Here is a 24,521-nt window from a genome sequence, read left to right as displayed (position 1 = left end):
TCCGAGCCCGCCCATCTGTGGGCGGCGTTCGGAAAATCTGCTTATGCCTGTTGCCAGAGGCCCCGCACCAGATCCTTCAGCCGCTGCGCCTCCTGCCAGCGATCGGTCAGCTCCCGGCCCTGGCTGTCGACGACGGCATAGGGCGGTGGCCCCAGCTCGACCATGAAGCTCAGCGTGTCGCCGGCCGCGGCCCGTGCCCGCCAATGGTCGAACCCGCGCCGCCACCAGCCCGCGAACAGGTCCAGCCAGGGCTGGTGATGGCCGCCGATGGGGGCCTGGACCTGATGGGCCGTGGCGACACGCCCATGGAAGGCGTGCGCCCGGCGCAGCACCCGGTCGATGGCGGCGTGCTTTGCCGCGTCGATGGGCAGGTCCCATTCCCCGGCCACGACATAGTGGCAAAGGTCCGCCGTCAGCGGCAGGTCGGGCAGCGCGTCCAGCAGGCGCAGGAAGAAGGGCAGGTCCTGGCTCAGCCGCGCCCGGTGCGTCTCGTAGAAGACGGGAAGCCCGGCGGCCCGGCGCACGACCTCCATCCCCTCCATCAGCCGCACCGCGTCGGCCACCCGGTCCAGCGGCCCCCGGACCTGCACGTTCAGGTGATGGGCCCCCAGGCGGGCCGCCTCGTCGGCATAACGGGCCAGTTCGTCGGCGCTGCCGGCCAGCACCTGTGCCTCCCAGGCAAGGCCGCGTTCATTCATGAAGCGGGCGGTGACGGCCGTGCGCTCCTTGCGTACCAGATTGGTGCCGGCCCCGTCGAACCCGGCGTCGATGACGGCCTGCAGGGCCGTTTCCAGGTCGTTCCAGACATCGAAGCCGGGGCACTGATCCAGGCCCCAGATGGATTGCAGGACGAGAAGGCGGGGCATGGGCGGCATCCTGGCGGGCGGGGACAGGGGAGGGGAAACGGTATGAGGCATGGGCGCATCAGCGGACCATCAATGCGCCGTTCCTGTCTAGGTCCCGTCCGCGCAAGGGCCGATGCGCGCCGCTCATGACCCGCGCAGGCAGTCCAGCGCCTCCTGCCGCACGGCTGCGCGCAGCCAAGCGACGGGCGGCGGGGTGGGGCCGATATCGGGTTCCATCAGCGTGAAATCGAAGCCGATGGCCGGCGTCACGGGCCGCACGGGCAGCCCCAGCCGGCGATAGAGCCGGGCCGTGAACGGTTCCACGATGGCCAGGCCCAGCCCGGCCTCCACAAAGGCGTACATGGGCAGGGATTGCTGGCATTCGACATGGCGTTCCACATTCACCCCCGCCGCCGCCAGGGCGGCGTCGATGCCGTTCCACAGGGCATCGGCCTCGTGCATGGGCCCCACGAAGGCCTCTCCCGCCAGATCGGCGATGGCGATGGCGGACCGGTCCGCCAGCCGGTGCCCCGCCGGCAGGGCGCAGACATAATCGGCCCGTACCAGCAGGTCGGCGCGGACCCCCTCCCGCGGGGGGGCGGCGACGCCGATGCCCAGATCGGCCTGCCCCAGGAAGACCCGATCCTCGATCGCGTGCTGACCCACCGCCTCCACCGTCACCTTGACGTCCGGATGCTGCCGGCGGAAGGCGTGCAGGACGGGCGGCAGCAGCGAGATGGCGATATTGGCCAGGCAGGCGATGCGCACCGTCCCCACGGGATGGGCCCTGATGCGCCGCGCGGCCTGGGCCAGCAGGTCCAGCCCGGTGAAGGAGCGCTGCACGGCCTCGAACAAGGTCTCGGCCTGGGCCGTGGGATGCACCCGGCCGCCCCGCCGCTCGAACAGCGGGAAGCCCACCGAATGTTCCAGGTCGGCGATCAGCCGGCTGACCGATGGCTGGGAGATGTTCAGCAGGGAAGCCGCGGCGGTGACGCCGCCGCTCATCATCACGGCCCGGAAGGCTTCGATCTGTCGCATGCGCATGGGTTCATAGTATTCACGAATGAAGTGCTGATGCAATTCGATTGGATGCGATGGCCCGCGCCGCCGCAGAATGGTCCCCGGCATCAAACCGATTGGGGCCAAACCATAAGCGGGAGGAAAAGATGAAGTACGAACAGCAGCGCGAGCAGTTCCAGCGTGAAGGCTATGCCGTGTTCGAGCGGGTGCTGGAAGGCGAGCTTCTGGACATCCTGCGGGCCCAGTGCGGCCGCATGGTGGAACGCGAGGATGCGCGCCTGGATGCGCTGGGCGTGGATGTGGACGGCATCACCCATCGCGGCAACCGCTATTTCGCCGGCGAATGCCAGCGCGTGCAGCCCGAACTGCGCGAGATGCTGTTTTCCGAGGTGATGGCCGACATCTGCCGCGCCACCCTGGGCGACGACGCCTATTTCTTCTATGACCAGTATGTCGTGAAGGGTGCGGGCGGCGGCATGTCCTTTTCCTGGCACCAGGATAGCGGCTATGTCGTGGGCAATGGCGGACCGCCGGACCACAAGCCCTATCTGACCTGCTGGTGTACGCTGGACGACACCACCATCGAGAACGGCACCGTCCGCGTGCTGCCCTTCAGCCAGGTGCCCGCCACGCGCGACGGCATCGTTCCCCATATCCGCCAGCCCGGCACCAACGACCTGGTCGGCTGGTCCGGTGACGAGGAAGGCGTGGTGGTGGAGGTGCCGGCCGGCAGCGTGGTCGCCTTCTCCTCCCTGCTGCTGCACGCCACGGGGGCCAACCGCACCGACCGGATGCGCCGCGTCTATCTGGCCCAGTACAGCCCGGAAGTGATCCTGAACCCCGGCACGCGCCAGTTGCGCCGCAACGCCATCCCCGTGCTGCGCAATGGCCGGCAGGTGACGTTCTCCTGATCGGTTGGGGCGCGCGCCACATGGCGCGCGTCGGCAGTCGCCGCCGGTACCATACCAGTGGCCGAAAATCTTGACCGATGGTCAAGGCTTTCGGCACCTCAAGCGCTGGCGCCCACATCCGTTGGCTTGTGTTTTCGAAATGTCAGTAAGATGTGTGATCGCCGGCCGGGGCATGCCCCGGCCGGCGATCCGTCCGGAAGACCGCTCCGTGGAAAGGTAGATCATACACCGTAGCCAAGCATGGTTCTCCGGTCGGCCCCTTCATTGACCCGAACAGTTGCTTGGGGTTGCAGCCCCGTACGTGCAAGGCAGGGAGTATGAAGATGGCACAACAGGACTCTATCATCGCCCTGGACGTCAGCAAGGCCCGTCTGGACGGGTTGGATGCCGAGACAGGAGAGGCTTTCCAAGTCGAGAATGCCGAGGCTGGTTACAGTCTCCTTCGGCGACGGTGTGGCAAGCGCGCCGTGCAGGTCGTCCTGGAAGCCAGTGGTGGCTATGAGCGGCCGGTCATGGAGGCTTTATCGAAAGCCGGCATTCCCGTCCGCCTCGTCGATCCTCGCAAGGTCCGGCATTTTGCCAGGGCGCATGGACGCTGGGCCAAGAATGACCGGCTGGATGCCCGGATGATCGCCGCCTATGCCCAGGCGATCCCCGGAGCCGCCTACCAACCCGATCCGGAACGGGAGGTCCTGGCGGAACTGGCCACCTACCGGCGCCAGTTGCTCGACGAGCAGACCATGGTCAGGAACCAGGCCCAGACCCTGGCGGATCCGGAACTGCGCCGCTTGGCCAAGCGGCGCCTGGATGCCATCGCCCTGCTGATCCTGCGCCTCGACAAGCGCATTGCCGAGCAGATCGCGGCATCCAAAACCTTGAAGGTCAACGACAACCTGCTCCAGTCCATTCCTGCTGTCGGGCCGGTGCTGGCGGCCACCCTGCTGGCCCATATGCCGGAGTTGGGCACACTGACACGACATCAGGTCGCCGCCCTGGCCGGCGTTGCCCCGATGGATAACCAGAGCGGCAAACGCGATGGCCCGCGCAGCATCTACGGTGGAAGGCCCGTTGTCCGAACCGTCCTTTACATGGCTGCCGTCGTCGCCAGTCGGCGAAATCCACCCTTGGCCGCCTTCTATAAAAAACTCATCGCCGCTGGAAAGAAGCCAAAGGTTGCCCTCGTTGCCATCATGCGAAAGATCGTCGTCCTCGCCAATGCCATCATCCGCGATCAGAGAACTTACGCCGCATGAAAACAGTTGCTTGGCTACGCGCCACATGGCGCGCGGCGGCAGTTGCCGCCGGTACCCACGGTCAAATATTTCGACCGTGGGTATCAGTCCAGCGGGTGGTGGCAGGCGACGCGGTGGCCGTTGCCCAGCGTGCGATCCTGGGGCGGCACGGACCGGCACAGGTCACTGGCCGCGGGGCAGCGCGTATGGAAGGCGCAGCCGCGCGGCCGGTCGTAAAGGCTTGGCACCTCCCCGCCCAGGACGGGGCCGTCGGGGCGCCGCGCGGGGTCGATCGCGGGTTCCGACGCCAGCAGCGCGCGGGTATAGGGATGGCGGGGCCGTTCCAGCACGGCGCGGGTCGGCCCCGTTTCCACCAGATGGCCCAGATACAGCACCGCCATGCGGTGGCTGACATGGCGGACCACGGCCAGATTATGGGTGATCAGCAGATAGGCGACATCCAGGTCGCGCTGCAGGCCGGTCATCAGGTTCAGGATTTCCGCCTGTACCGATACGTCCAGGCCGGCCGTGGGCTCGTCGGCGATGACCAGGGCCGGTTCCATGGCCAGCGCCCGCGCCACGGTGACACGGCGGGCCTGCCCCCCGGACAGTTCGCGCGGATAGCGCCCGGCCATGTCGGGCGACAGGCCCACCATGGACAGCAGCCGTGCCGCCGCCGCCCGGCGGTCAGGCAGGGGGCGGCCATGGATGGCCAGCGGTTCCGTCACCAGATAACCCACGGTCAGCCGCGGGCTGAGCGAGGCGACAGGGTCCTGGAACATCAGGGCGGCACGCCGCCGTAACCGGTGCCAGCGCCGCTCCCGCCCCGTCAGGATGGCGTCCTGGAACCGGATGGTCCCGGCGCTGAAGGGTTGCAGGCCCATGATGGCGCGGGCCAGCGTGGTCTTGCCCGATCCGCTTTCCCCCACCAGGGCCAGCGTCTCCCCCTTGGCCAGGCCCAGCGACACGCCGCACAGGATTTCCAGCGGCTGCGGGCTCCGGCCGCGCAGCCGCTGCCACAAGGCACCGGGGGGCTGCACGCGCACGCACAGTTCGTTGATCTCCAGCAGGCCCGTCATGGCATGATCCGGTGGCAGGCGGCCCGATGCGCCGGTCCCACGGCGCCGGACGGCGGTGGCAGCGTGTGGCAGTGCGCCTCAGCCTCCAGGCAGCGCGGGGCGAAGACGCAGCCGCGCGGCGGATCGGTCAGGTCGGGCACGCGGCCGGGAATGGTGGGCAGGTCGGTGCGGATACCCTCCCGCCCGGGGACCGCGGCGGCGATGGCCAGATGCCCGGGATCGGCCGCGATCAGGCGGCGGGTGTAGGGATGGCGCGGCCGGGCGAAGATTTCCGCCACGGGCCCCGCCTCCACCACCGTGCCGGCATACATCACGATCACCCGGTCGCACAGACCCGCCACGGCGCCCAGATGGTGGGAGATGAACAGGATGCTGGTGCCGGTCTCGTCGCGCGTCTGGCGCAGCAGGCGCAGGATCTGCGCCTCCAGCGTCACGTCCAGCGCGGTTGTCGGCTCGTCTGCGATCAGCAGCGCCGGCCGGGTCAGCAGGGCGGCGGCGATGGCCACCCGCTGCAGCATGCCGCCCGACAATTGTCCGGGATAGGCGGCAAGCCGGCGATCCGGATCGACGATGCCGACACGGCCGAACATCTCCACGATGCGCTGCCGCTTCTGCGCTGCGGGAATCCCTGCCCGATACTGGAAATCCGTCAGCTGGCGGCCGATGGTCAGCACGGGGTTGAAGGCGGCCATGGGGTTCTGCGACACCAGGGCCAGCCCGTCGCCGCGCAGGGCGCGCATGGCCGGTTCGGGCAGGTCCAGCAATTCCCGCCCGGCCAGCCGCACGGACCCGCCCTCCACCCCGGCATTGCCGGCCAGCAGCCCCAGGATGGCGGCGATCAGCGTGGACTTGCCGCAGCCGCTTTCCCCCACGATGCCCGTGATCTCCCCCCGCCCCACGCACAGGTCCACGCCCCGCAGCACGCGCAGGGGCCCCCGGTCGGTGGCGTAGGAGACATGGAGGCCGCTGATTTCCAGCACGGGTTGCGTCATGTCATATCCGCCGTGCCGAAGGGTCCAGCCGTTCCCGCAAGGCTTCGCCCAGGAAGGTGAAGGCCAGGGTGGCGACCATGATGGGCAGGCCGGAGAACAGCACCAGCAACGGCGTGTTGCGGATGAAGACGAAGCCGTCGTTCAGCATGGACCCCCAGCTTGGCGTCGGCGGCTGGATGCCGATGCCCAGGAAGGATAATCCGGCCTCCAGCCCGATCACGACGGGAATGTCCATGGTCATCACCACCAGCAACGGGCCGATGACATTGGGCAGCATATGCACGAACAGGATGCGCAGCGGCCCCGCCCCCATCGACCGTTCGGCCTGGATGAAGGGGCTGTCGCGCAAGGCCATGGTCTGGGACCGCACCAGCCGCGCATAGCCGGGCACGGTGAAGAAGGCGATGGTGCCGACCAGCGTCCACAGCCCCGGCCCCAGCAGGGTCAGCACGGCCAGCGCGAACATGATCATGGGCAGCGAACTGATGGTATCCAGCACCAGCAGCAGCCCTGTGCCCAGCCAGCGCGGGCCATAGCCGGCCATCAGCCCCAGGGCCGTGCCGGCGATGACGGCGATGCCGATGGACAGCAGCGCCACGCCCATCGCCGTGCGCGTGCCCGTGATGATGCGCGAGGCCGTGTCGCGGCCCAGATGGTCGGTGCCCAGCCAGTGGGTTGCACTGGGTCCTTCCAGCCTGTGCGCGACATCGATGCGGGCGGGGTCGTGCGGCCGGATCATGTCGGCCGTCAGCGCCACCAGCGCGATCAGGATGCAGACAACCAGGCCGAACAGGCCGGGCCTGTCGATCCTGCGCTGGCCGGTGGCGGGTCGGGGCCGGGCTGGCGGCGGTTCAGAGGGCGGCATGGGTGCGGTGATCCAGCAGGCCCGTGACCAGGTCGGTCACCAGCATGGCAAGGGCATAGAGGGCGGCGGTCACCACGATGGCGCCGCTGACGACGGGATAGTTGCGGGCCAGCACGGCGTCATAGACGACGCGGCCGATGCCGGGCCGGGCGAAGATGATCTCTGCGAAGACCGATCCCGACAGCAGCGCCCCGAAACCCACCCCGATGATGGAGATGACGGGCACCAGCGCCAGCGGCAGCGCATAGCGCCACAGGATCAGCCAGGGCGGCAGGCCGAAGGCGCGGGCCGTTTCCACATGCTTCTCGCGCATCACCTCGATCAGGGAGGAACGGACGATGCGCGCGATATAGCCGACCCAGCCAAGACCCACGGCAAAGGCCGGCAGCACCAGCGCGTGCAGGCGGCTGGCCCAGTCCCCGGCCTCTCCCGCGCCGATGGCCGGGAACCAGTTCAGCGTCACCGCGAAGATCAACAGGCTGTAGATGGCCACCAGGAACGGGGGCAGGGCGATGACGCTGACGCTCAGCACCCCGATGGCATGATCGGTCAGGCTGCCGCGCCGTGCCGCCCCCAGGCAGCCCAGCCCCACACCCAGCAGCACGGCCGTGCCCAGCCCGGCGCAGGCCAGCGCCACCGTATGGGGCAGCGCATCCCACAGGATGGCGGTCACGGGCCGGCCGCTCCAGATGTCGGTGCCCAGGTCACCCCGCGCCACCCGCCCCAGGAAATGCCAGAGCTGGACGACCAGCGGCTGGTCCAGCCCCATCAGTTCACGGTAATGGGCCCGCATTTCCGCCGTGGCACGGGGGCCCAGCGCCACGGTCACCGGATCGCCGGGAATGGCATAGACCAGCAGGAAGATCGCCACCGTCGCCCCCAGGACGACGCCGAAAGCCAGGAACAGGCGGCGGATCAGGAAACCGGTCATCGACCGATGATCCCCGTCCCGCCGCCACGGGTCAAGCAGCCGGGCGGTTGCCGGTCATATCCTGTAGCCTGGCGCTGGCTGGCAGGCATCCCGCCTTCCTCCCCCCGGTTTCCCCGAAAACGTCGGACGACATTATTGATCGTTCGTTCAATACGAACAAGGGGTAAATGCCGTCCGGGGGCTGAAATATCGCGGCCGGTCAGTCCGCCGGCCGCAATACCGGTTGCAGAAGATGCAGCCAGCCCAGGGCCAACAGGTAGGATACCGACACCAGCGCGAACATGGGCGCATAGGTGCCGCCCGCCGCCAGGACCCAGCCGGCAAGCTGCAGGATGAACATGCCGGCCAGGTTGCCGCACAGGGCGCCGATGGAAATGACGGTGGCGATGCGCCGCTGCGGGATGATGTCGGTCGCCGTGGCGAACAGGTTGACGGAGAAGCCCTGATGGGCGGCCAGGGTCAGCCCCAGCAGTGCCACGGCCAGCCAGTAATTCTCCACCATCAGCACCAGCGGCACGGGCAGCACCAGCAACGCGCAGACCAGCAGGGTCAGCTTGCGCGCCCGGTTCAGGCCCACACCGCGGGCCAGCAGGTGGCCGGAGAAATAGCCGCCAGCCAGCGAGCCGATGGCCGCGATGGCATAGATGGTGGCCAGCGGCACGCCGAAGCCGCGCATGTCCAGCCCGAAGACCCGGATGAACAGGTCGGGCATCCAGAACAGCAGGAACCACCAGACCTGATCGGAGAAGACCTTGGCCCCGGCGAAGGCCCAGGTGCGCCGGTCCGACAGCACGGTGCGCCACGGCACCCGCGCCCCCTCCACCGCTGTGGCCTGCGTCGGCGGCGGGTTCTGGAAATAAGGGCTCCGGGTCAAAGCCCACCAGGCCAGGACCCAGACCAGCCCCAGCCCGCCCATGATGTAGAAGGCGGCCCGCCAGCCATAGGCAAGCGCGATGACGGGCACGACCAGCGGCGCGATGATGGCGCCGATATTGCCGGCGGCATTCACGAAGCCCAGCGCCAGGGACCGTTCCCGGGCCTGGAACCAGACGGCCACCGTCTTGATGGCGGCCGGCGTGCCCAGGGCCTCCGTCGCGCCCAGCGCCACGCGCACGGCGGTGAATTCCCGCATGGTCGTGGCCATGCCATGCACGATGGCCGCCATGCTCCAGGACCCGACGGCGACGGGATTGCCCACGCGCCAGCCCAGCCGGTCGATCAGCCAGCCCGCAAAGATGAAGGCCACGGCCGCCGCGAACTGGAAGGCGGCGACCAGGAAACCGTAATCGGCGTCGCTCCACCCCAGCTGTTCTTCCAGCATGGGTTTCAGCACGGCGATGATCTGCCGGTCGGTATAGTTCAGGATGCCGGCCAGCATGACGAGCGCCAGCAGCAAGGTGCGATGAAGGCCGAAACGCATGGGGGCTCGCCCTTTTCCGGGAAGGGGATGGGAATGCCGGTCGCCAGTGGGGCCGGCACCGCTGCGCTATCGCCCCGGCGCGCGCGCCGGGGCGGGGGGTTGCCGGGTCAGACCGTGCTGGCGACCGTGGTGATCCCCTGGAACAGCGCCGTCCAGTCGCTGCCCCGGCGGAAGAACAGCGGCGGCCGGCCCAGCGGGGCCGCCACGGTCACATCCTGCCCGCCCTGGTGCGTGGCGCCGGTCCAGACCTCCACCCAGTCGGTGCCGGCCGGCAGCCAGGTGGTCCAGCGGTCCACGCCCGGCTGGATGACCGGCGCCACCAGCAGGTCGGCGCCATAAAGATAGCTTTCCTGCTGCGTATAGGTGCGCGGATCATCGGGGAAATGCAGGAACAGCGGCCGCTGCACGGGCAGGCCGGTGGCCGCCGCCTCATCCGACAGGGCGCGCAGATAGGGCGCCATATGGACATAGAGGCGGGTCATGTACGCGAAATGGGCCAGGACCCGCGCATCCTCGTCGATCTGCACATTCTCCCGCGGGCGGTTGCCCTCGTGGCTGCGCATGACGGGGGTGAAGGCTGCCATTTCCGCCCAGCGCATCAGCAGTTCCGGCGTGCGGACATTGCCGAACAGGCTGGTGTAACCGCCGATATCGCTGTGATGGTAGGCATTGCCCAGCAGGCCGGACGACAGTGCCGCCGTGATGACGGTGCCGATCCCGTCATGGCGGGAGAAATCCACCGACTGGTCGCCGGCCCACAGCAGGGGGCAATGGCGCTGCACGCCGCTATAGCCTGCCCGCATGAAGAACAGGGCCTCCCCCGTCTTGCCCCGGCTTGCCAGGGCCCGGGCATTCACCTCCGCCCACAGCACGGGCCAGGCATTGTGCGCCAGCATGCCGTCGGTGCCGTCATGCAGGCGCACATCGGTCGGCAGATATTCGCCGAAATCGGCCATCCAGCCCGACAGGCCGAAATCCAGCATGTTCCGCCCGATGACCTTGTCGGCAAACCATTCGGCCGCGGCGGGGTTGGTGAAATCCACCACACCGCAGTCGAATTCCCCGAAATCGACGGTATAGACCTCGTCACTGTCCCGCTTCAGCGCCAGATAGCCGGCGGCCGCCGCCTCGGGATAAAGACTGCCATCGACGCAGAGATAGGGGTTCACATAGCCCAGGAAGCGGATGCCGCGCGCGTGAAGCTGCCCGATGCGCGCATCCAGGTCGCTGTAGCGCGCCTGGTTCCATTTCCAGTCCCAGAACAGCCGGTTGCCGAAGCTGGTGATGCGCAGGCCCACCCAATCCTCGCACCACAGGCCCGACAGGGCCGCCCCGGCATCGGCATATTTTTCCAGCCGCGTGAAGCTTTCATCCCCGTCCTTCAGGCCGATGATCGCACCCTTCAGCACCCAGTCGGGCAGCGGCGGCTGCCGGCCGAACCGGTCGGATAGGGCCGTGACCAGCCCGGTGAAGCTGTCATCCGCCCAAAGCTCGACCGTGGCCGGGGCGGCCCAGACCTCCAGTTCATGGAACCCGTCCTTGCGGAAGTCGAAGGCGCTGTAGGCCGTGGTGTCGATATGCAGCGCATAGCGGCGGGAGGACAAGTATGTCGGCTGGGGGTAGTTGGTCTTGTAATAGTCGCCGCCGGAATTGCTGCGCTGGTCCGCCTGGAAGGTGAGGAAGGAGGATTTGTCCCGCCCGACACCCGGTTCCGATGTCCAGAGGGGGAAACGCCGGCCGCGCATGTCGAAATAGGAAAGCTGCTCGCCCCCGCCCCAGACATGCTCCGCCTTTTCCGCCACCACGCGCAGCCACAGCCGGTTCAGCGCGGGGTCATGGGCCTCCAGCCGGATGGCGCCCCCCTTGTCGGAACCGGTCAAGATCAGGCTGGCCAACGGGTCCAGTCCCGCCGCCTGCGACAGGTCGATACGGGTCGCCCCGTCCTGCCGATCGATGCTCGCATGGCGCAGGCCCAGCCGTTCGACGATCTGGTCCTCGATGTCGAAATGGCCGTGATGCATCTCCACCCGCGGGTCGCCGTGCCCGACATAGAGGCAGGGCTCATCCTGCCGGTGGCGCAGGATGGTCCGTCCCGCCAGGGTCAGGTCGAACCCGCCCGCCGTCTCGATCAAACGCATGACATTCCCTTCCCTCATGATGTCGTTCCCGGCCCCGTGGCTTCGGAGGGGTGACTATCACTTCATTGATACTCTTATATCTAATATAAGACCTATAAGGACGCGCTGTCCAGACGCCAGGATGCGGCCGGACGGGAATGATGAAATGACAAGGGGACCGGTAATGGGACCAGCAGGGAAAGGGAGTGCCGCCATGTTCGGTCTGATGCAGGAATGGGGACTGACGGTCGACCGCATCATCGATCATGCCGCCCGCTGGGATGGCGGGCGGCCCGTCGTGTCGCGCCGGGTGGAGGCGTCGGCCGACGGGGCGCTGGCGCGCAGCGACTATGCCACCATCCGGCGCCGCGCGCGCTGCCTGTCGGCGGCCTTGCGCGGGCTGGGCGTGGCGCCGGGCGACCGGGTGGCCACCCTGGCCTGGAACAGCGACCGGCATCTGGAATCCTGGTTCGCCATCATGGGCATGGGGGCGGTGTGCCACACGCTGAACCCACGCCTGTTCCGGGACCAGTTGCGCTTCATCATCAACCATGCCGGCGACCGGGTGATCCTGGCCGATCCGGTCTTCGCCGATCTGGTGGCCGATCTGCTGCCCGACTGCCCGACCGTCTCGCATGTCGTGCTGTTATGTGCGGCGGGCGATATCGACCGCGCGCGGCTGCCGCACGCCATCGCCTATGATGAATGGCTGGCTGCCACCGACGATGACGGGGTGCCGTGGGGCCGGTTCGATGAGCGCATGGCGGCGGCCCTTTGCTATACGTCCGGCACGACGGGCAATCCCAAGGGCGTTCTTTATTCCCACCGTTCGACCATGATCCATCTGTGGATGAGCCTGCAACCCGATGTCATGGGCCTGTCGATCGCCGACGTGGCCCTGCCGCTGGTGCCCATGTACCATGCCAATGCCTGGGGCATCCCCCTGTCGGCGGCGGCGGTGGGGGCCAGGCTGGTGCTGCCGGGATCGCGGCTGGACCCGGCCTCCCTTCTGGACCTGATCCGGGGGGAGGGGGTGACCTTCGCGGCGGCGGTCCCCACCCTCTGGCAGGCCATGGTCCAGCATCTGGAACGTCATGGCGGCGATTTCGGACCGCTGCGCCGCGTCATCATCGGCGGCGCCGCCTGCCCGGAATCCGTGCTGCGCCGGTTGCAGGATTACGGCGTGTCGGCCCGCCATGCCTGGGGCATGACGGAAACCTCGCCCATCGGCACGCATTTCAAGCTGGTGCCTGAACTGGCCGGCCTGCCGTTCGAACAGCAGATGCCCTATCGCCTGCGCCAGGGACGGCCGCCGCTGGGCATCGATCTGGCGCTGCGCGGCGCGGATGGGGGGCTTATGCCCCATGACGGGCAGCAGATGGGGCGCCTGCTGGTGCGCGGCCCCGTCGTGGCCAGCGCCTATCTGCAGGGTGATGGCGGGCAGGTGCTGGATGGGGATGGCTGGTTCGACACGGGCGATATCGCCGATATCGACCCTCATGGCTATATGCGCATCGCCGACCGGGCCAAGGATGTGATCAAGTCGGGCGGCGAATGGATCAGTTCGCTGGAGATCGAGAACATCGCCTCGTCCCATCCCAAGGCAGCCCTCTGTGCCGCCATCGCCATGCCCGATCCCAAATGGGACGAACGGCCCCTGCTGGTCGTGCAACTGAAGCCCGGCACGCAGGCCACAACGGCCGAATTCCTGGACCATTTCCAGGGCCGCCTGTCGAAATGGCAGATCCCCGACGATGTGCGCTTCATCGACGCCATGCCGCTGGGCGCCACGGGCAAGATCGACAAGAAGGCGTTACGGAGCCTCGTCCTGCCCGCCGGCTGACGCGCGGTTGGGATAGAGCGTGGCGCGGTCATGGCTGTGCCCCGCCTCTGCCGGCCAGGCCACGGCACCGTCCGGCAGGTCGCGAACCTTGCGGGCCAGGATATAGGCATTGCCATAGCCGGGATTGACCGGCATCAGCGCGAAGGGGCCGCGCCGGTCCTCCGGATAGATTTCCATCTTGTTGACCATGCCGGCGGCCAGCACCTCGAACCCCGTTTCCGGTCCGAACAGCACCTTCAGCCCCTCATCGGAAAAGCGCCAGAAATCATTGGGCTGTTCATGCATGGGATAGGTCTGCGGGGCGGAATGGAAGACCAGCCCGCCCATGGACAGTGCCCGGTTGGTGGCCGCCGCCAGCAGCCAGGGATGGCTCAGATGCTCGATGACGGAGAAGGAGAAGACGGCGTCGATGCCGCCGCGCCCCACCAGCGCGTCGAGTTGGTGGGCGTCGCCCACGATATCGACGCCGGGCGCGGCATGGATATCGATGCCGATGAAACGGCGGGCGCCGGGGAAGTAATGCCGGCGCCCGTGGCTGGCATCCCCCACGACGCGGGCCCCGATTTCCGCCACGGTCAGATGACGCTCATTGATGACATCGACGAAGCCGCGCAGGTTCAGGAAGAAATCATTGACCTTGTCGACCTGCCCCTCGGTCCACGGGCCGGTCAGGACGCCGGCCTGTGGCAGGTCAAGCCGCAACCGGCCCCGGCCCGCATCGGTCAGCACCTCCAGTTCCACCGGCTGGCCGGGCCGCGCCTCCAGATAGGCCATGAAGCCGGCATCGGCGACGTGGTCATGATCTGGATAGAAGTTCAGCAGGTCGGCGCGGCGTGACAGCGCGGGGATGTCGTACCGGGCATCACCCACGATGATGGCGGCACGGGTAACCCGATGCTCGTTGCAATGGACCCAGCCCTGCACGAACACGCCGTGCCGGTCACACCAGAAATTGTCGATGCCATAGACGATGCGCAGGTCCGGCGCGTCCGGCGGGGTGGCCCGCACGGGCGGCGGCGGGGGCGCGGCAGGCAGGCGGATAGGCATGCGGCGATCCAGGCCCAGCGACCCGCCGGCCGCGGCCAGATCCGCCATGCAAGGCGGCTCGGCCCGCTGATGCACGAACAGATGCAGCAATTCCCCGGCATCATGGCGGAAGGGGGGAAAGGGCAGGGTCAGGCGCGACGGTTCGTCCATCCGCCGCCAGTCCTTGACGAAGACCTGCCGCACGTCGCCATTGCCCGGCCGCAGCAGGGACACGATCAGCGGCACCCCGTCGCGCAGCGGCTGGGCAGACAGGTCCAGATGCAGTACCGACAGGTCCGGGACATCCGTATGGAACCGTTCGGCGATGACCAGCCCGTCCAGCGGGGAAGGCGCGACAGCGGGTGCCGCACCGGGGGGGCGGGCGCCTGTCGGGCCGGCCGGGCGGAAAAGGGCTGCCAATCGGTCGCGTATCGCCATGCGGATGTCGCCCGTCCTTCTTCGATCCCTGGCCAGCCGGCCAACCGGCCGCGACTATGGGCAACCCCTTTGGCAGGCACAAGCCCTATATCCGTGCCGGAAGCGATGGAACATCCCGTTGCGATTGCCTGCGCCCGTGAATTTCCGTAGACATTGCAACCGTCGAACAGGGGTGTTCTTTCCAGATATTCACCCGGGGGGCCAATATGTTACGCCGCTGGCTGGTGCCGCTGTATCTTTTCTATGCGGTTCCGATGGTGTTTTTCGTGGCCATCAACATGCCCGTCTATCTGATGGCGGACGAAACCAACCATCTGATGCGGTCGGAGACGGCGCTGCACGGTCACATCATCGGCAAGCGCACCGATGACGCGCGGTCCGGCGGCTATATCGACGGCAACATGCTGGGATTGCTGCATGTCCATTGGCCCCTGCTGTCGGTGGTCGATCAGCGGATGACGACGGAGATCAAGCAGACCGGAGAGAGCGTGCGCTGGGGCGGACCGCCCGTCTTCGTGGACATTCCCAACACGGCCATCTATCCGCCCACGCTGTACGCGCCGGTCATCGCGGGGCTGGCGCTGGGCAAGGCGCTGGACCTGTCGATGGACCGCACCTTCATCCTGGCCCGCCTAGTGAACGGTCTGGTTTCCATTGCGCTCGTCGCCCTGGCCCTGCAGGTGGCGGCGCGCGGGCGGCTGGTGATCTTCGCCACCATGCTGCTGCCGATGAGCGTGGCGCTGATGGCCTCGGCCTCGCAGGATGCCTTGCTGCTGTCGGGGGCGGCGCTGCTGGTCGCGCTGGTCACCCGGCCCATCGCGCAGCAGCGGCCGGCCACCGATGCGGAGTTCATCGCCATGGCGGTGCTGATCGTCGCCCTGTCCATGTCGCGCCCCACCAATTTCGCCTTTCTCCTGCTGCTGCTGCCCCTGGCGCCCCGCCTGCGGGGGCGCATCTCGCTGCTGTCGGTGACGGCCATTTCGACTTTCCTGGTCGTGGGCTGGGTCATCCTGATGGCAGCCATCGTGCAGGTACAGCAGACCTGGGGTGATGTCGTGCCGTCCATGTCGGGACAGCTTCGCCACCTGCTGGCCCAGCCGTTCGACTTCTTCCGGGCGCTTTACCTGACCCTGTTCACGGGGGCGGGCTATTGGGGCACGACAGTGATGATGCTGGGGTGGATCGGCTGGGGACAGTTCAACATCACGCTGGCGCCCTGGTTCTATCCGGCGGCCCTGTGGATGCTGGCGGCGGCCTTGCTGGCGGAACTGCTGGGCGGCGCGCGCAATCCGCCGCGCCTGGCGGCGCTGGCCGCCGGCACCATCCTGATCGCCGCGGTCGGCATCTATTTCATCCAGTATCTGAGTTTTTCCGCCGTGGGCGGGATGGAGGTCAGCGGCGTGCAGGGCCGGTACTTCCTGTCGCTGCTGGCAGCGACGGGACTGGCCATGCCCTCCCTGGCGCACCGGCTGCCGCAGCCCTGGGCCGGCCGGGTGCGGCAGGGGCTGGTGCTGGGCGTGCTGCTGTTCCCGCTGGCCACGATGGCCGTGCTGCCGCCGACCATCATCGCCCGCGCCTATATGCAATAGGGTCCGGCCAAAAAAATCCCCCGTCACCGGAGGGTGGCGGGGGATCGGGAGGAAGATGCCGGTAGGCAGGCGCCGTGTTTGTACAGACCGAAAACACGGCGCCTGCTTTCAATCCCCCGAAGCGCCGGCGCCGCATCCGCGGCTGGGGCTTCAAGGGTGGGGACGGACGACCCGCCCGTCCCCGGACATTCCGGGTCAGAAATTGGCCCGGACGGAGGCGCCGAAGTACCGTTCAGCGTCGCGCGGCGTGATCTGGCGCATGAAGGCCGTGCCGTTCGGGATGCGGCCGATGACATAGTGGCGGTCGGTGATGTTCTTGGCGATCAGCGACACGCGATACTTGTCGTCATGGGTCACGAAGGACAGGACGGCATCCCAGGTGGCATAGCCGGCCTGGAAGGCATAGGGGTTCTGCGTCAGGTCGAAATTCTGCTTGCTGGTGAATTGCAGCGTGTTTGACAGCCGGGCATCCATGTCCGGCAGCTCGACGGGCAGGCGCCAGTCGGCCGTGACCGATCCCTTCCATTTCGGGGCGAAGGGCAGGGGCTTGCCGTTGATGGCGTCGGCGCAGGTCGGCTCCGTCGCCGGGCACTTGAACCGGTCGATCTTGGCCTTGGTATAGGCAACGCCGCCGTTGAACTCCAGATCGGACGTGGCCGCCCAGGTGAAGTCCGCCTCCAGCCCGCGGGTGGAGACCGAGCCGGCATTGGTCAGGCGGGTCACCACCTGGCCTTCCACCAGTTCGCGGGTATTGGCCTGGTAGCCGTTATAGGTGGTCTTGAAGGCCGCCAGGTTCAGCATCAGGCCCGCCTCGGCGAAGCGGGTCTTCAGCCCCGCCTCGTAGCTGTCCGCCTTTTCCGCCGAGATGGGCAGCGTATCGGGCCCGATCATGTTGAAGAAGACGTTGATGGCCGGCCCCTTGTACCCGCGGGTATAGGTGGCGTAGCCGATCACCTCGTCGGTGAAATCATATTGCAGGCCGGCATTGCCCGACACGCCGTCCTTCTTCGTCGACCCGTCGGCCGCGAAATAGGGGCGCACGCCGGGGAAGGCCGCCGTGGAGGTGGACCGCCGTTCGAAATCGAACGACACCTTGTCCTTGGTATAGCGGCCGCCGATGATGGCGCGGAAATCATCGGTGAAGTTCACCGTGGCCTGACCAAAGGCGGCATAGTTCTTCAGCCGGGTCGTGAAGTCGGCATTGCCTTCGTTGGTGACATAGGTGGACGCACCCGGCCGGCAGGGCAGCAGGCCGTTTTCGGCGGGCAGGGTGGTTGCCGTGCAGGCCGTGACCGTGCGGTTGAAGAAATCCACTTCCTTTGTGGTGTAATAGTAGAGGCCCGCCACATAGTCGATGAAGTTGTTGCCCGTCGACGCGATGCGCAGTTCCTGCGTGAACTGGTTGAAATCGAGATCGCCGCGGTCGTGGGAGCGGTTGTCGCCGGCCGCGACACCCGTGGCGACGTAGAGCGGCCCGTCGGAACGGAAATCACCGTCGCGCTGCTGGTAATTATACCAGTGGCGATAGGCGGTGATGGAGGTCAGCGCCACGGCGCCGAGATCGAAATCGGCCTGCAGGGACACACCGCTGTTGCGGTCGCGGGTGCGCGGGTCCAGGTCGTTGTCGATATCCTTGTTGCGCGGGCCGGGCGTCAGCGGGGCCAGCGATGGCAGGAAGATCTGCTGGTTGAAGGCACTGGGGAAGACCAGGCCGATGCTGTCGGCAAAGCCGTTGTCATTGGCCTTGGCATAATCGGCGATGGCCGTCAGGCGCACCGTCTCGCTGGCGTCCAGCACCAGCTTCATGCGCGCACCCCAGCGCTCGTAGCCGTTTATGTCATTGCCGTTGAAGACGTTTTTGCCGTTGCCGTCATATTTGCTGTAAAAGGCCGTGATCAGGCCCGACAGATTGTCGGACACAGGCCCGGAGACCCCGGCCTTCACCCGGTATTCGTTGCCTTCATAGTAAGAGGCCTCGATATGCCCGCCGGGGGTGGAGCCGGGGTCGCGCGTGGTGATGTTGACCACGCCGGCCGAGGCGTTCTTGCCGAAGATCGAGCCCTGCGGCCCGCGCAGCACTTCCACCCGCTCCAGGTCCAGGAAGTCGGCCGTCTGCTGCCCCGTGCGGGCATAGACCACGCCGTCGATCACCGTGGACACCGACGGCTCGATGCCCGAGGCGAAGGAGATGGTGCCCACGCCGCGGATGGAGATGGCGCTGTCCTTGTTGGTGTTGCCCTTGCGGAAGGTGATGGTCGGCACGCGCTGGAAAAGCTGTTCGGCGGAATTGATGTTGGCCTGTTCCAACTGTGCGCCCGTGACGACGGAGATGGCCAGCGGCACGTCCTGCAGGTTCTGCACGCGCTTTTGCGCCGTGACGATGATCTCTTCCAGCAGCACGCCGCCGCCCTCCTGGGCCATGGCGCCGCCGGTCAGGCCCAGCAGGCCGAATGCCGCCGTCCCGGCGGCCAGACGCAGTTTCAGCATAGGCTTGTTCATGTCGTTTCCTCCCTGACCCATGTTTGTCGGCTCCCCTTGTTTCGCGGGGCTGATGCGATTCCTAACGCAAGGTCTGCGGTAAGACAATAGTTGTGTCTTATATAAGAGTTATCATAGATACTCGTCTAGTCCCAAAATGGCGGCCGGCAGTTCCGGAACGACGGTCCCGCCGCCCCCTCCCATGTGAAGGAAACAAGGTCATGACCATTCCCGGAGCGTTGCAGCGCCAGCAATGTTTCATCGACGGCGCCTGGAAGGATGCCATAGGCGGCGCTACCATCGCTGTTTCCAATCCCTCAACAGGTGATGCGCTGGGGTCAATACCGCGCTGTGGCCGGGCCGAGACGGCGGTGGCCATCACCGCGGCGCACCGCGCCTTCCGGGACTGGCGGCACTGGACGGCGGGCGAACGGGCCGGCCTTATGATGAAGCTGCACGACGCCATCCTGGACAACCGTGCCGATCTGGCCCGCCTGCTGACATTGGAGATGGGCAAGCCCCTGGCCGAGGCGGCGGGGGAGGTGACGCTGGGGGCCGCCTATATCCGCTGGTTCGCGGAGGAGGCGCGGCGCATCTATGGCGATGTCATCCCCTCGCCCTGGAAGGGACGGCGCCTGCTGGCGGTGCGCGAGCCTGTGGGGGTGGTCGGGGCCATCACGCCCTGGAACTTCCCCAACAGCATGATCGCCCGCAAGATGGGTGCCGCCCTGGCCGCGGGCTGCACCCTGGTGGTCAAGCCCGCGACCCAGACACCCTATTCGGCCCTGGCCATCGCTGCCCTGGCCGAGCAGGTGGGCTTCCCGCCCGGCGTGCTGAACGTCGTGACGGGATCGGCGGCGGAGATCGCGCAGGAGATGTGCGAGAACCCGCTGCTGCGCAAGATCACCTTCACCGGATCGACGGCGGTGGGCAAGAAGCTGGCGGCCCAGGCCATGGCGCACATGAAGCGGGTGTCGATGGAATTGGGGGGCAATGCGCCCTTCATCGTGTTCGACGATGCCGATCTGGACGCCGCCGTGGCCGGGGCCATGGTGGCCAAGTTCCGCAATGCCGGCCAGACCTGTGTCTGCGCCAACCGTTTCCTGGTGCAGGACGGCATCCATGATGCCTTCGTGGAGCGGCTGGGCACGGCCATGGCGGCGTTGAAGGTGGGTGACGGCACCGAAGAGGGGGTGACGCAGGGACCGCTGATCGACATGGCCGGTGTCGCCAAGATCGAGGAACATATCGCCGATGCCCTGTCCAAGGGTGCGCGGCTGGCGGCCGGCGGGTCCCGGCATGCCCGCGGCGGCGGCTTCTTCCAGCCTACCCTGCTGACGGGCGTGACCCCCGCCATGGCCGTGGCGCGGGAGGAAACCTTTGCCCCGCTGGCTCCCGTCTTCCGCTTCGCCACCGAGGCCGAGGCGCTGGGCATGGCGAACGATACCGAATATGGTCTGGCCGCCTATGTCTATACCCGCGACCTTGGCCGGTCCTTCCGCATGATGGACGGGCTGGAATATGGCCTGGTCGGCATCAATGAGGGGCTGATCACGACCGAGGTGGCCCCGTTCGGCGGACAGAAGGATTCCGGCATGGGGGTCGAAGGGTCGCGCCATGGCATCGATGATTACACGGTGCTGAAATATGCCTGCATCGGCGGGCTCGGCTGAGGGCCGCCGCCCCCCGGCTGCGCGCCGGGGGGCGGCCACGCCCAAAAACCTTGCCGCGATGCGCGAAAATTGTTTTATCTTATAGAAGTCTTCTTTCCCTCCAGGATATCCCCCGCTGATGGAAGTCCCCGGTTACCGCCCGCTTTACCGCCAGGTCTACGACATCATCGTCAACAAGGTGGCCGATGGCGTCTGGCGGCCGGGGGAGGCCATCCCCAGCGAGCAGGCTCTGGCGCGTGAACTGGGTGTCAGCCAGGGGACCATGCGCAAGGTGCTGGATGCGCTGACGGCGGAAAAGCTGCTGGTCCGCCATCAGGGCAAGGGCACCTTCATTGCGGAAAATACGCAGGAACGATCACTTTTCCGGTTCTTCCGCATGGTGCGGCCGGGCGGCGAGCGGGTCACCCCCGCCATGGGGGAACAGAGCGTGCGCGTGCGCGTGGCCCGCGTCGCCGACCAGCAGCGGCTGGACCTGTCGAAGGGCAGCCGGGTCGTGGAGATCAACCGCGTGCGCCTGGTCGACAGCCGGCCCACTATCCGGGAGACGATCATCCTGCCATCGGCCCTGTTCCCGCGGATCGAGGACCGGATGCCGCTGCCCAACACGCTCTATTCGCTCTATCAGACGGAGTTCGGCATCAACATCGTGTCGGCCAGCGAGGAACTGCGCGCCGATATCGCCACACCGGATGACCAGCGCATGCTGGGTGCCCCGGCTGGTGCCGCCATCCTGTGCATCGACCGCATCGCGCTTTCCCTGCAGGAACGCAAGGTCGAATGGCGGACCAGCCGCATCTATGCCCGCGACCTCACCTATTCGGTGACGCTGAGCTAGAGCGTGTTTGCGCTGACCGGAAACACGCTCTAGGGAAATTCCCGGACGGCGCCTTGCAGGACCGATGCCGCTGCCAGTTCCCGGAACTGTTCCACCTGTGCCGCCTCCCATGCCGCATCGCGGCCCAGTTCGGCGGCCAGCAGGGTGGCGACGGCGGGGGCGGCATCGGCCGCCGCGCGGGCATCCAGCAGCAGGGCGCGGGTGCGCCTTGCCAGCACATCCTCCACCGTGCGCGCCATCTGGTGGCGGGCGGCGAACACCACCTCTCCCAGCCGGTAGGGCAGGCGGGGATGCAGGGGTGCGTCCCAGCCGGGCCGTTCGGCCAGCACGGCCCGCACAAGGGGCGCATCGCTGCCATGGGCCGCCAGCGGATCGGCGGGATCGGCCGGCTGTGCCCAGCCATGCAGGCGCAGGTCGCGCGTGGGGCACGGGCGCCGGGCCAGCCCGGCGACGGCGACGGCGGCATCCACCGTCTGTTCCGCCATCTCGCGATAGGTGGTCCATTTGCCGCCCGTGATGGTGACCAGCCCGCTGTCGGACCGCATCAGCACATGGTCGCGCGGCACGGCCGACGTGCCCGACACGCCCTTGGCCTTCACCAGCGGCCGGATGCCCGTGAAGGTGGCCAGCACATCGGCCCGCGTGGGCGGGCGCGTCAGGTATTGGGCGGCATGGGACAGCAGGAAGGCGATCTCGCTTTCCAGCGCATGCGGTTCCAGGCTGGGGGCGGGGATGGGCGTGTCGGTGGTGCCCACCACGGTCCGGTCCAGCCAGGGCAGCACGAACAGCACGCGGCCGTCCGCCGTCCTGGGGATCATGATGGCATCGTCGCCCCCCAGAAAGGACCGGTCCAGCACCAGATGCACGCCCTGGCTCAGCGACAGGCCGTCGGCCATGTCGGGCTGATCCATGCGGCGGACCTCGTCCATGAAGATGCCGGCGGCGTTCACCACCGCCCTGGCGGCGATCCGGTGGGTGGTGCCCGTTTCCATATCCTGCGCCGTGGCACCGGTCACCTTGCCGTCCCGCTTCACCAGGCCCGTGACGCGGACATGGTTCAGCAGGGTGGCACCGTGGTCGGCCGCACTGGCGGCGATCGACAACGCCAGGCGGGCATCGTCGAACTGCCCGTCATAATAGAGCACCCCGCCGCGCAGCCCGTCCGGCTTGACCATGGGCAGGCGCGCCAGCGTCCGGGCGCGCGACAGCAGGCGCGACCGGCCCAGCCCGAGCCGGCCGGCCAGCAGGTCATAGGCGAGCAGGCCCGCGCCGTAGAACAGCATGTCCCACCAGCGGTAGCAGGGCACGATGAAGCCCTGCCGCCGCGTCACCTGCGGCGCATTGGCCAGCAGCCGCCCCCGTTCATGCAGGGCATGGCGGACCAGATGGATATTGCCCTGCGCCAAATAGCGCACGCCGCCATGCACCAGCTTGGTCGATCGCGACGATGTGCCCTTGGCGAAGTCATGCGCTTCCAGCAACAGGGTGCGGTATCCGCGGGCCGCCGCGTCCAGGGCCGTGCCCAGCCCCGTCGCCCCGCCCCCGATGACCAGGATGTCCCATTCCGGCGTCTCGGCCAGCCTTTCCAGGCCGGCGGCGCGATCCAGCCCGCCCGTCATGCCTGCCCCTGTTCCGCGGCCCAGCCGCGCGAATGATCCACCGCCCGCGCCCATTGCCGGTAGAGCCGGTCGCGCTCGGCCGGCTTCATCCCCGGCTCGAACCGGCGGGCCGGCTTCCAGGTGGCCCTGATCTCCTCCCGGTCCTGCCAGATGCCGGTCGCCAGTCCGGCCAGATAGGCGGCCCCCAGGGCTGTGGTCTCCGCGATCTGCGGCACCTCCACGGGCACGCCCAGCAGGTCGGCCTGGAACTGCATCAGGAAACCATTGCCCACGGCCCCGCCATCGGCCCGCAGCTCCGTCAGGGTGATACCGGTCTGCGCCTCGATGGCGCGCACCACGTCGCCTGTCTGGTAGGCCATGGCCTCCAGCGCGGCACGGGCCAGATGCGCCCGGCCCGTGCCGCGCGTCAGGCCCGCGATCAGGCCGCGCGCATAGGGATCCCAGTGCGGCGCGCCCAGCCCCGTCAGCGCCGGCACGAAATAGACACCCTCATTATCCGGGATGGAGCGGGCCAGTTCCTCCGTCTGCGCGGCAGACGCGATCAGGCCCAGCCCGTCGCGCAGCCATTGTACCGCCGCGCCCGTGACGAAGATGGCTCCCTCCAGCGCATATTCCAGCGGCTCGTCGCCGATGCGCCAGGCCACGGTCGACAGCAGCGGTCCCGGATCGCGAAGCGTCTCCGCCCCCGTATGCATCAGCAGGAAGGAGCCCGTGCCATAGGTGTTCTTGGCCAGCCCCGGCCCGTGGCAGGCCTGGCCGAACAGGGCCGCCTGCTGGTCGCCGGCCACCCCGGCGATGGGGATGCCGGCCACGCCCAGGAACCCGTCCGCCGCCGTATGGCCCAGCACGGCCGATGATGGCCGCACGACTGGCAGGCCGCGGGCCGGCACGTCCATCAGGGCCAGCAAATCATCGTCCCAGCGGCCGGCATGAATGTCGAATAACTGGGTGCGGGCGGCATTGGACGGGTCGGTCACATGGGCCGCACCCCCTGTCAGGTTCCAGATCAGCCATGTGTCGATGGTGCCGAACAGGATGTCGCCCTTTTCCACCCCGGCGCGCAGGCCGGGCACATTTTCCAGCAGCCAGCGCAGCTTGGTGCCGGAAAAATAGGGATCGACGACCAGCCCGGTGCGGGACCGGATCAGGGCCGTGACCCCGTCGCGGGCCCGCAATTCGTCGCAGAAGGCAGCGGTGCGCCGGTCCTGCCAGACGATGGCGCGGTGCGCCGGCTCGCCCGTGTGCCGGTTCCAGGCCAGCACCGTCTCGCGCTGGTTGGTGATGCCGATGCCGCGCAGGTCGCGCGGCGCCAGCCCGGCCTGCTTCAGCGCGCGGGCGGCGGTGTCCAGCGTCACGCGCCAGATCTCCGCCGCGTCATGCTCCACCCGGCCGGGCTGCGGGTAATGCTGCGTGAACTCCGCATAGGCCCGGCCGGCGATCCGGGTTTCCCGGTCGAAGATGATGACGGTGGTGCCCGTGGTGCCCTGGTCGATCGCCAGGATATGGTCGGACATGGCCCTTCTTCCTTTTCCGGCGGATATTCTCGAACGGTCTGCCAATGGTCACACTATCCGCAACCGCCCGCCCCCAGGGAAGCGGGACCGGGCG

Annotated in this window: 18 protein-coding genes; 6 read left to right on the top strand and 12 right to left on the bottom strand. The window is 67.8% G+C overall.

Annotation, left to right across the window (positions count from 1 at the left end):
• Nucleotides 1-41: 41 nt before the first annotated feature.
• Together ABC728_RS00545 and ABC728_RS00540 are read right to left on the bottom strand one after the other, a co-directional pair.
• The gene (locus ABC728_RS00545; RefSeq protein WP_416621405.1) at nt 42-866 is read right to left on the bottom strand and encodes a hypothetical protein; all 825 of its coding nucleotides are present in this window, start codon (nt 864-866) and stop codon (nt 42-44) included.
• A 123-nt stretch (nt 867-989) separates the two neighbouring features.
• Complete coding sequence (locus ABC728_RS00540; RefSeq protein ID WP_416621404.1) at nt 990-1,883, bottom strand: LysR substrate-binding domain-containing protein; 894 nt, start codon at nt 1,881-1,883, stop codon at nt 990-992.
• Between the two features lie 128 nt (nt 1,884-2,011).
• On the opposite strand from ABC728_RS00540, the gene ABC728_RS00535 reads away from it, so the two are divergent.
• Together ABC728_RS00535 and ABC728_RS00530 are read left to right on the top strand one after the other, a co-directional pair.
• Nucleotides 2,012-2,776, top strand: coding sequence for a phytanoyl-CoA dioxygenase family protein (locus ABC728_RS00535; protein WP_416621403.1), 765 nt, complete (start codon nt 2,012-2,014; stop codon nt 2,774-2,776).
• A gap of 317 nt (nt 2,777-3,093) precedes the next feature.
• Nucleotides 3,094-4,029 carry an IS110 family transposase gene (locus tag ABC728_RS00530; RefSeq protein WP_445376291.1) on the top strand — a complete coding sequence of 312 codons (936 nt, stop codon included), beginning with the start codon at nt 3,094-3,096 and terminating at the stop codon, nt 4,027-4,029.
• Between the two features lie 83 nt (nt 4,030-4,112).
• Here ABC728_RS00530 and ABC728_RS00525 read toward each other — a convergent pair whose 3' ends face one another.
• From ABC728_RS00525 to ABC728_RS00500, 6 genes are all read right to left on the bottom strand, one after another.
• Nucleotides 4,113-5,087: an oligopeptide/dipeptide ABC transporter ATP-binding protein gene (locus tag ABC728_RS00525; protein ID WP_416620168.1), complete on the bottom strand. Its 975-nt coding sequence runs from the start codon at nt 5,085-5,087 to the stop codon at nt 4,113-4,115.
• Nucleotides 5,084-6,079: an ABC transporter ATP-binding protein gene (locus ABC728_RS00520; protein ID WP_416620169.1), complete on the bottom strand. Its 996-nt coding sequence runs from the start codon at nt 6,077-6,079 to the stop codon at nt 5,084-5,086. Before ABC728_RS00520 ends, ABC728_RS00525 begins: the two co-directional genes overlap by 4 nt.
• Nucleotide 6,080: 1 nt before the next feature.
• A complete protein-coding gene (locus ABC728_RS00515; RefSeq protein ID WP_416620170.1) occupies nt 6,081-6,944 on the bottom strand; it encodes an ABC transporter permease in 864 nt (287 codons plus the stop codon).
• Nucleotides 6,931-7,875 carry an ABC transporter permease gene (locus tag ABC728_RS00510; protein WP_416620171.1) on the bottom strand — a complete coding sequence of 315 codons (945 nt, stop codon included), beginning with the start codon at nt 7,873-7,875 and terminating at the stop codon, nt 6,931-6,933. Before ABC728_RS00510 ends, ABC728_RS00515 begins: the two co-directional genes overlap by 14 nt.
• A gap of 199 nt (nt 7,876-8,074) precedes the next feature.
• A complete protein-coding gene (locus ABC728_RS00505) occupies nt 8,075-9,295 on the bottom strand; it encodes an MFS transporter (protein WP_416620172.1) in 1,221 nt (406 codons plus the stop codon).
• A gap of 107 nt (nt 9,296-9,402) precedes the next feature.
• The gene (locus ABC728_RS00500) at nt 9,403-11,433 is read right to left on the bottom strand and encodes an alpha-glucosidase (RefSeq protein WP_416620173.1); all 2,031 of its coding nucleotides are present in this window, start codon (nt 11,431-11,433) and stop codon (nt 9,403-9,405) included.
• A gap of 193 nt (nt 11,434-11,626) precedes the next feature.
• Here ABC728_RS00500 and ABC728_RS00495 point away from each other — a divergent pair, with 193 nt between their 5' ends.
• Nucleotides 11,627-13,255, top strand: coding sequence for a long-chain fatty acid--CoA ligase (locus tag ABC728_RS00495; RefSeq protein ID WP_416620174.1), 1,629 nt, complete (start codon nt 11,627-11,629; stop codon nt 13,253-13,255).
• Here the strand turns inward: ABC728_RS00495 and ABC728_RS00490 are convergent.
• Nucleotides 13,226-14,719 (bottom strand): hypothetical protein, encoded by a 1,494-nt coding sequence (locus ABC728_RS00490; protein ID WP_416620175.1) that lies wholly within the window; start codon nt 14,717-14,719, stop codon nt 13,226-13,228. The two genes, ABC728_RS00495 and ABC728_RS00490, sit on opposite strands and share 30 nt — an antisense overlap.
• Nucleotides 14,720-14,925: 206 nt before the next feature.
• Between ABC728_RS00490 and ABC728_RS00485 the strand changes: the two genes are divergently transcribed.
• Nucleotides 14,926-16,308, top strand: coding sequence for a DUF2142 domain-containing protein (locus ABC728_RS00485; RefSeq protein WP_416620176.1), 1,383 nt, complete (start codon nt 14,926-14,928; stop codon nt 16,306-16,308).
• 195 nt (nt 16,309-16,503) lie between these two features.
• On the opposite strand, the gene ABC728_RS00480 is transcribed toward ABC728_RS00485, so the two are convergent.
• Nucleotides 16,504-18,807, bottom strand: a complete 2,304-nt coding sequence (locus ABC728_RS00480; RefSeq protein ID WP_416620177.1) for a TonB-dependent receptor — start codon at nt 18,805-18,807, stop codon at nt 16,504-16,506.
• Nucleotides 18,808-19,007: 200 nt separating this feature from the next.
• Between ABC728_RS00480 and ABC728_RS00475 the strand changes: the two genes are divergently transcribed.
• A complete protein-coding gene (locus ABC728_RS00475; protein WP_416620178.1) occupies nt 19,008-20,459 on the top strand; it encodes an NAD-dependent succinate-semialdehyde dehydrogenase in 1,452 nt (483 codons plus the stop codon).
• A gap of 118 nt (nt 20,460-20,577) precedes the next feature.
• Nucleotides 20,578-21,294: a GntR family transcriptional regulator gene (locus ABC728_RS00470; RefSeq protein WP_416620179.1), complete on the top strand. Its 717-nt coding sequence runs from the start codon at nt 20,578-20,580 to the stop codon at nt 21,292-21,294.
• A gap of 29 nt (nt 21,295-21,323) precedes the next feature.
• Here ABC728_RS00470 and ABC728_RS00465 read toward each other — a convergent pair whose 3' ends face one another.
• Both ABC728_RS00465 and glpK read right to left on the bottom strand, forming a co-directional pair.
• Complete coding sequence (locus ABC728_RS00465) at nt 21,324-22,913, bottom strand: glycerol-3-phosphate dehydrogenase/oxidase (protein WP_416620180.1); 1,590 nt, start codon at nt 22,911-22,913, stop codon at nt 21,324-21,326.
• Nucleotides 22,910-24,427: a glycerol kinase GlpK gene (gene glpK, locus ABC728_RS00460; RefSeq protein ID WP_416620181.1), complete on the bottom strand. Its 1,518-nt coding sequence runs from the start codon at nt 24,425-24,427 to the stop codon at nt 22,910-22,912. The genes ABC728_RS00465 and glpK overlap by 4 nt, the downstream gene beginning before the upstream one ends.
• Nucleotides 24,428-24,521 lie beyond the last annotated feature (94 nt).

This window comes from Niveispirillum fermenti (genome assembly GCF_052474395.1).
This window is presented reverse-complemented; position numbering and strand designations above follow the sequence as displayed.

Excerpts from the sequence above, each read along its gene's own strand:
- ABC728_RS00545 (WP_416621405.1), bottom strand. The coding sequence starts at position 866 with ATGCCCCGCCTTCTCGTCCTGCAATCCATCTGGGGCCTGGATCAGTGC.
- ABC728_RS00540 (WP_416621404.1), bottom strand. The coding sequence starts at position 1,883 with ATGCGACAGATCGAAGCCTTCCGGGCCGTGATGATGAGCGGCGGCGTC.
- ABC728_RS00535 (WP_416621403.1), top strand. The coding sequence starts at position 2,012 with ATGAAGTACGAACAGCAGCGCGAGCAGTTCCAGCGTGAAGGCTATGCC.
- ABC728_RS00530 (WP_445376291.1), top strand. The coding sequence starts at position 3,094 with ATGAAGATGGCACAACAGGACTCTATCATCGCCCTGGACGTCAGCAAG.
- ABC728_RS00525 (WP_416620168.1), bottom strand. The coding sequence starts at position 5,087 with ATGACGGGCCTGCTGGAGATCAACGAACTGTGCGTGCGCGTGCAGCCC.
- ABC728_RS00520 (WP_416620169.1), bottom strand. The coding sequence starts at position 6,079 with ATGACGCAACCCGTGCTGGAAATCAGCGGCCTCCATGTCTCCTACGCC.
- ABC728_RS00515 (WP_416620170.1), bottom strand. The coding sequence starts at position 6,944 with ATGCCGCCCTCTGAACCGCCGCCAGCCCGGCCCCGACCCGCCACCGGC.
- ABC728_RS00510 (WP_416620171.1), bottom strand. The coding sequence starts at position 7,875 with ATGACCGGTTTCCTGATCCGCCGCCTGTTCCTGGCTTTCGGCGTCGTC.
- ABC728_RS00505 (WP_416620172.1), bottom strand. The coding sequence starts at position 9,295 with ATGCGTTTCGGCCTTCATCGCACCTTGCTGCTGGCGCTCGTCATGCTG.
- ABC728_RS00500 (WP_416620173.1), bottom strand. The coding sequence starts at position 11,433 with ATGCGTTTGATCGAGACGGCGGGCGGGTTCGACCTGACCCTGGCGGGA.
- ABC728_RS00495 (WP_416620174.1), top strand. The coding sequence starts at position 11,627 with ATGTTCGGTCTGATGCAGGAATGGGGACTGACGGTCGACCGCATCATC.
- ABC728_RS00490 (WP_416620175.1), bottom strand. The coding sequence starts at position 14,719 with ATGGCGATACGCGACCGATTGGCAGCCCTTTTCCGCCCGGCCGGCCCG.
- ABC728_RS00485 (WP_416620176.1), top strand. The coding sequence starts at position 14,926 with ATGTTACGCCGCTGGCTGGTGCCGCTGTATCTTTTCTATGCGGTTCCG.
- ABC728_RS00480 (WP_416620177.1), bottom strand. The coding sequence starts at position 18,807 with ATGAACAAGCCTATGCTGAAACTGCGTCTGGCCGCCGGGACGGCGGCA.
- ABC728_RS00475 (WP_416620178.1), top strand. The coding sequence starts at position 19,008 with ATGACCATTCCCGGAGCGTTGCAGCGCCAGCAATGTTTCATCGACGGC.
- ABC728_RS00470 (WP_416620179.1), top strand. The coding sequence starts at position 20,578 with ATGGAAGTCCCCGGTTACCGCCCGCTTTACCGCCAGGTCTACGACATC.
- ABC728_RS00465 (WP_416620180.1), bottom strand. The coding sequence starts at position 22,913 with ATGACGGGCGGGCTGGATCGCGCCGCCGGCCTGGAAAGGCTGGCCGAG.
- glpK (WP_416620181.1), bottom strand. The coding sequence starts at position 24,427 with ATGTCCGACCATATCCTGGCGATCGACCAGGGCACCACGGGCACCACC.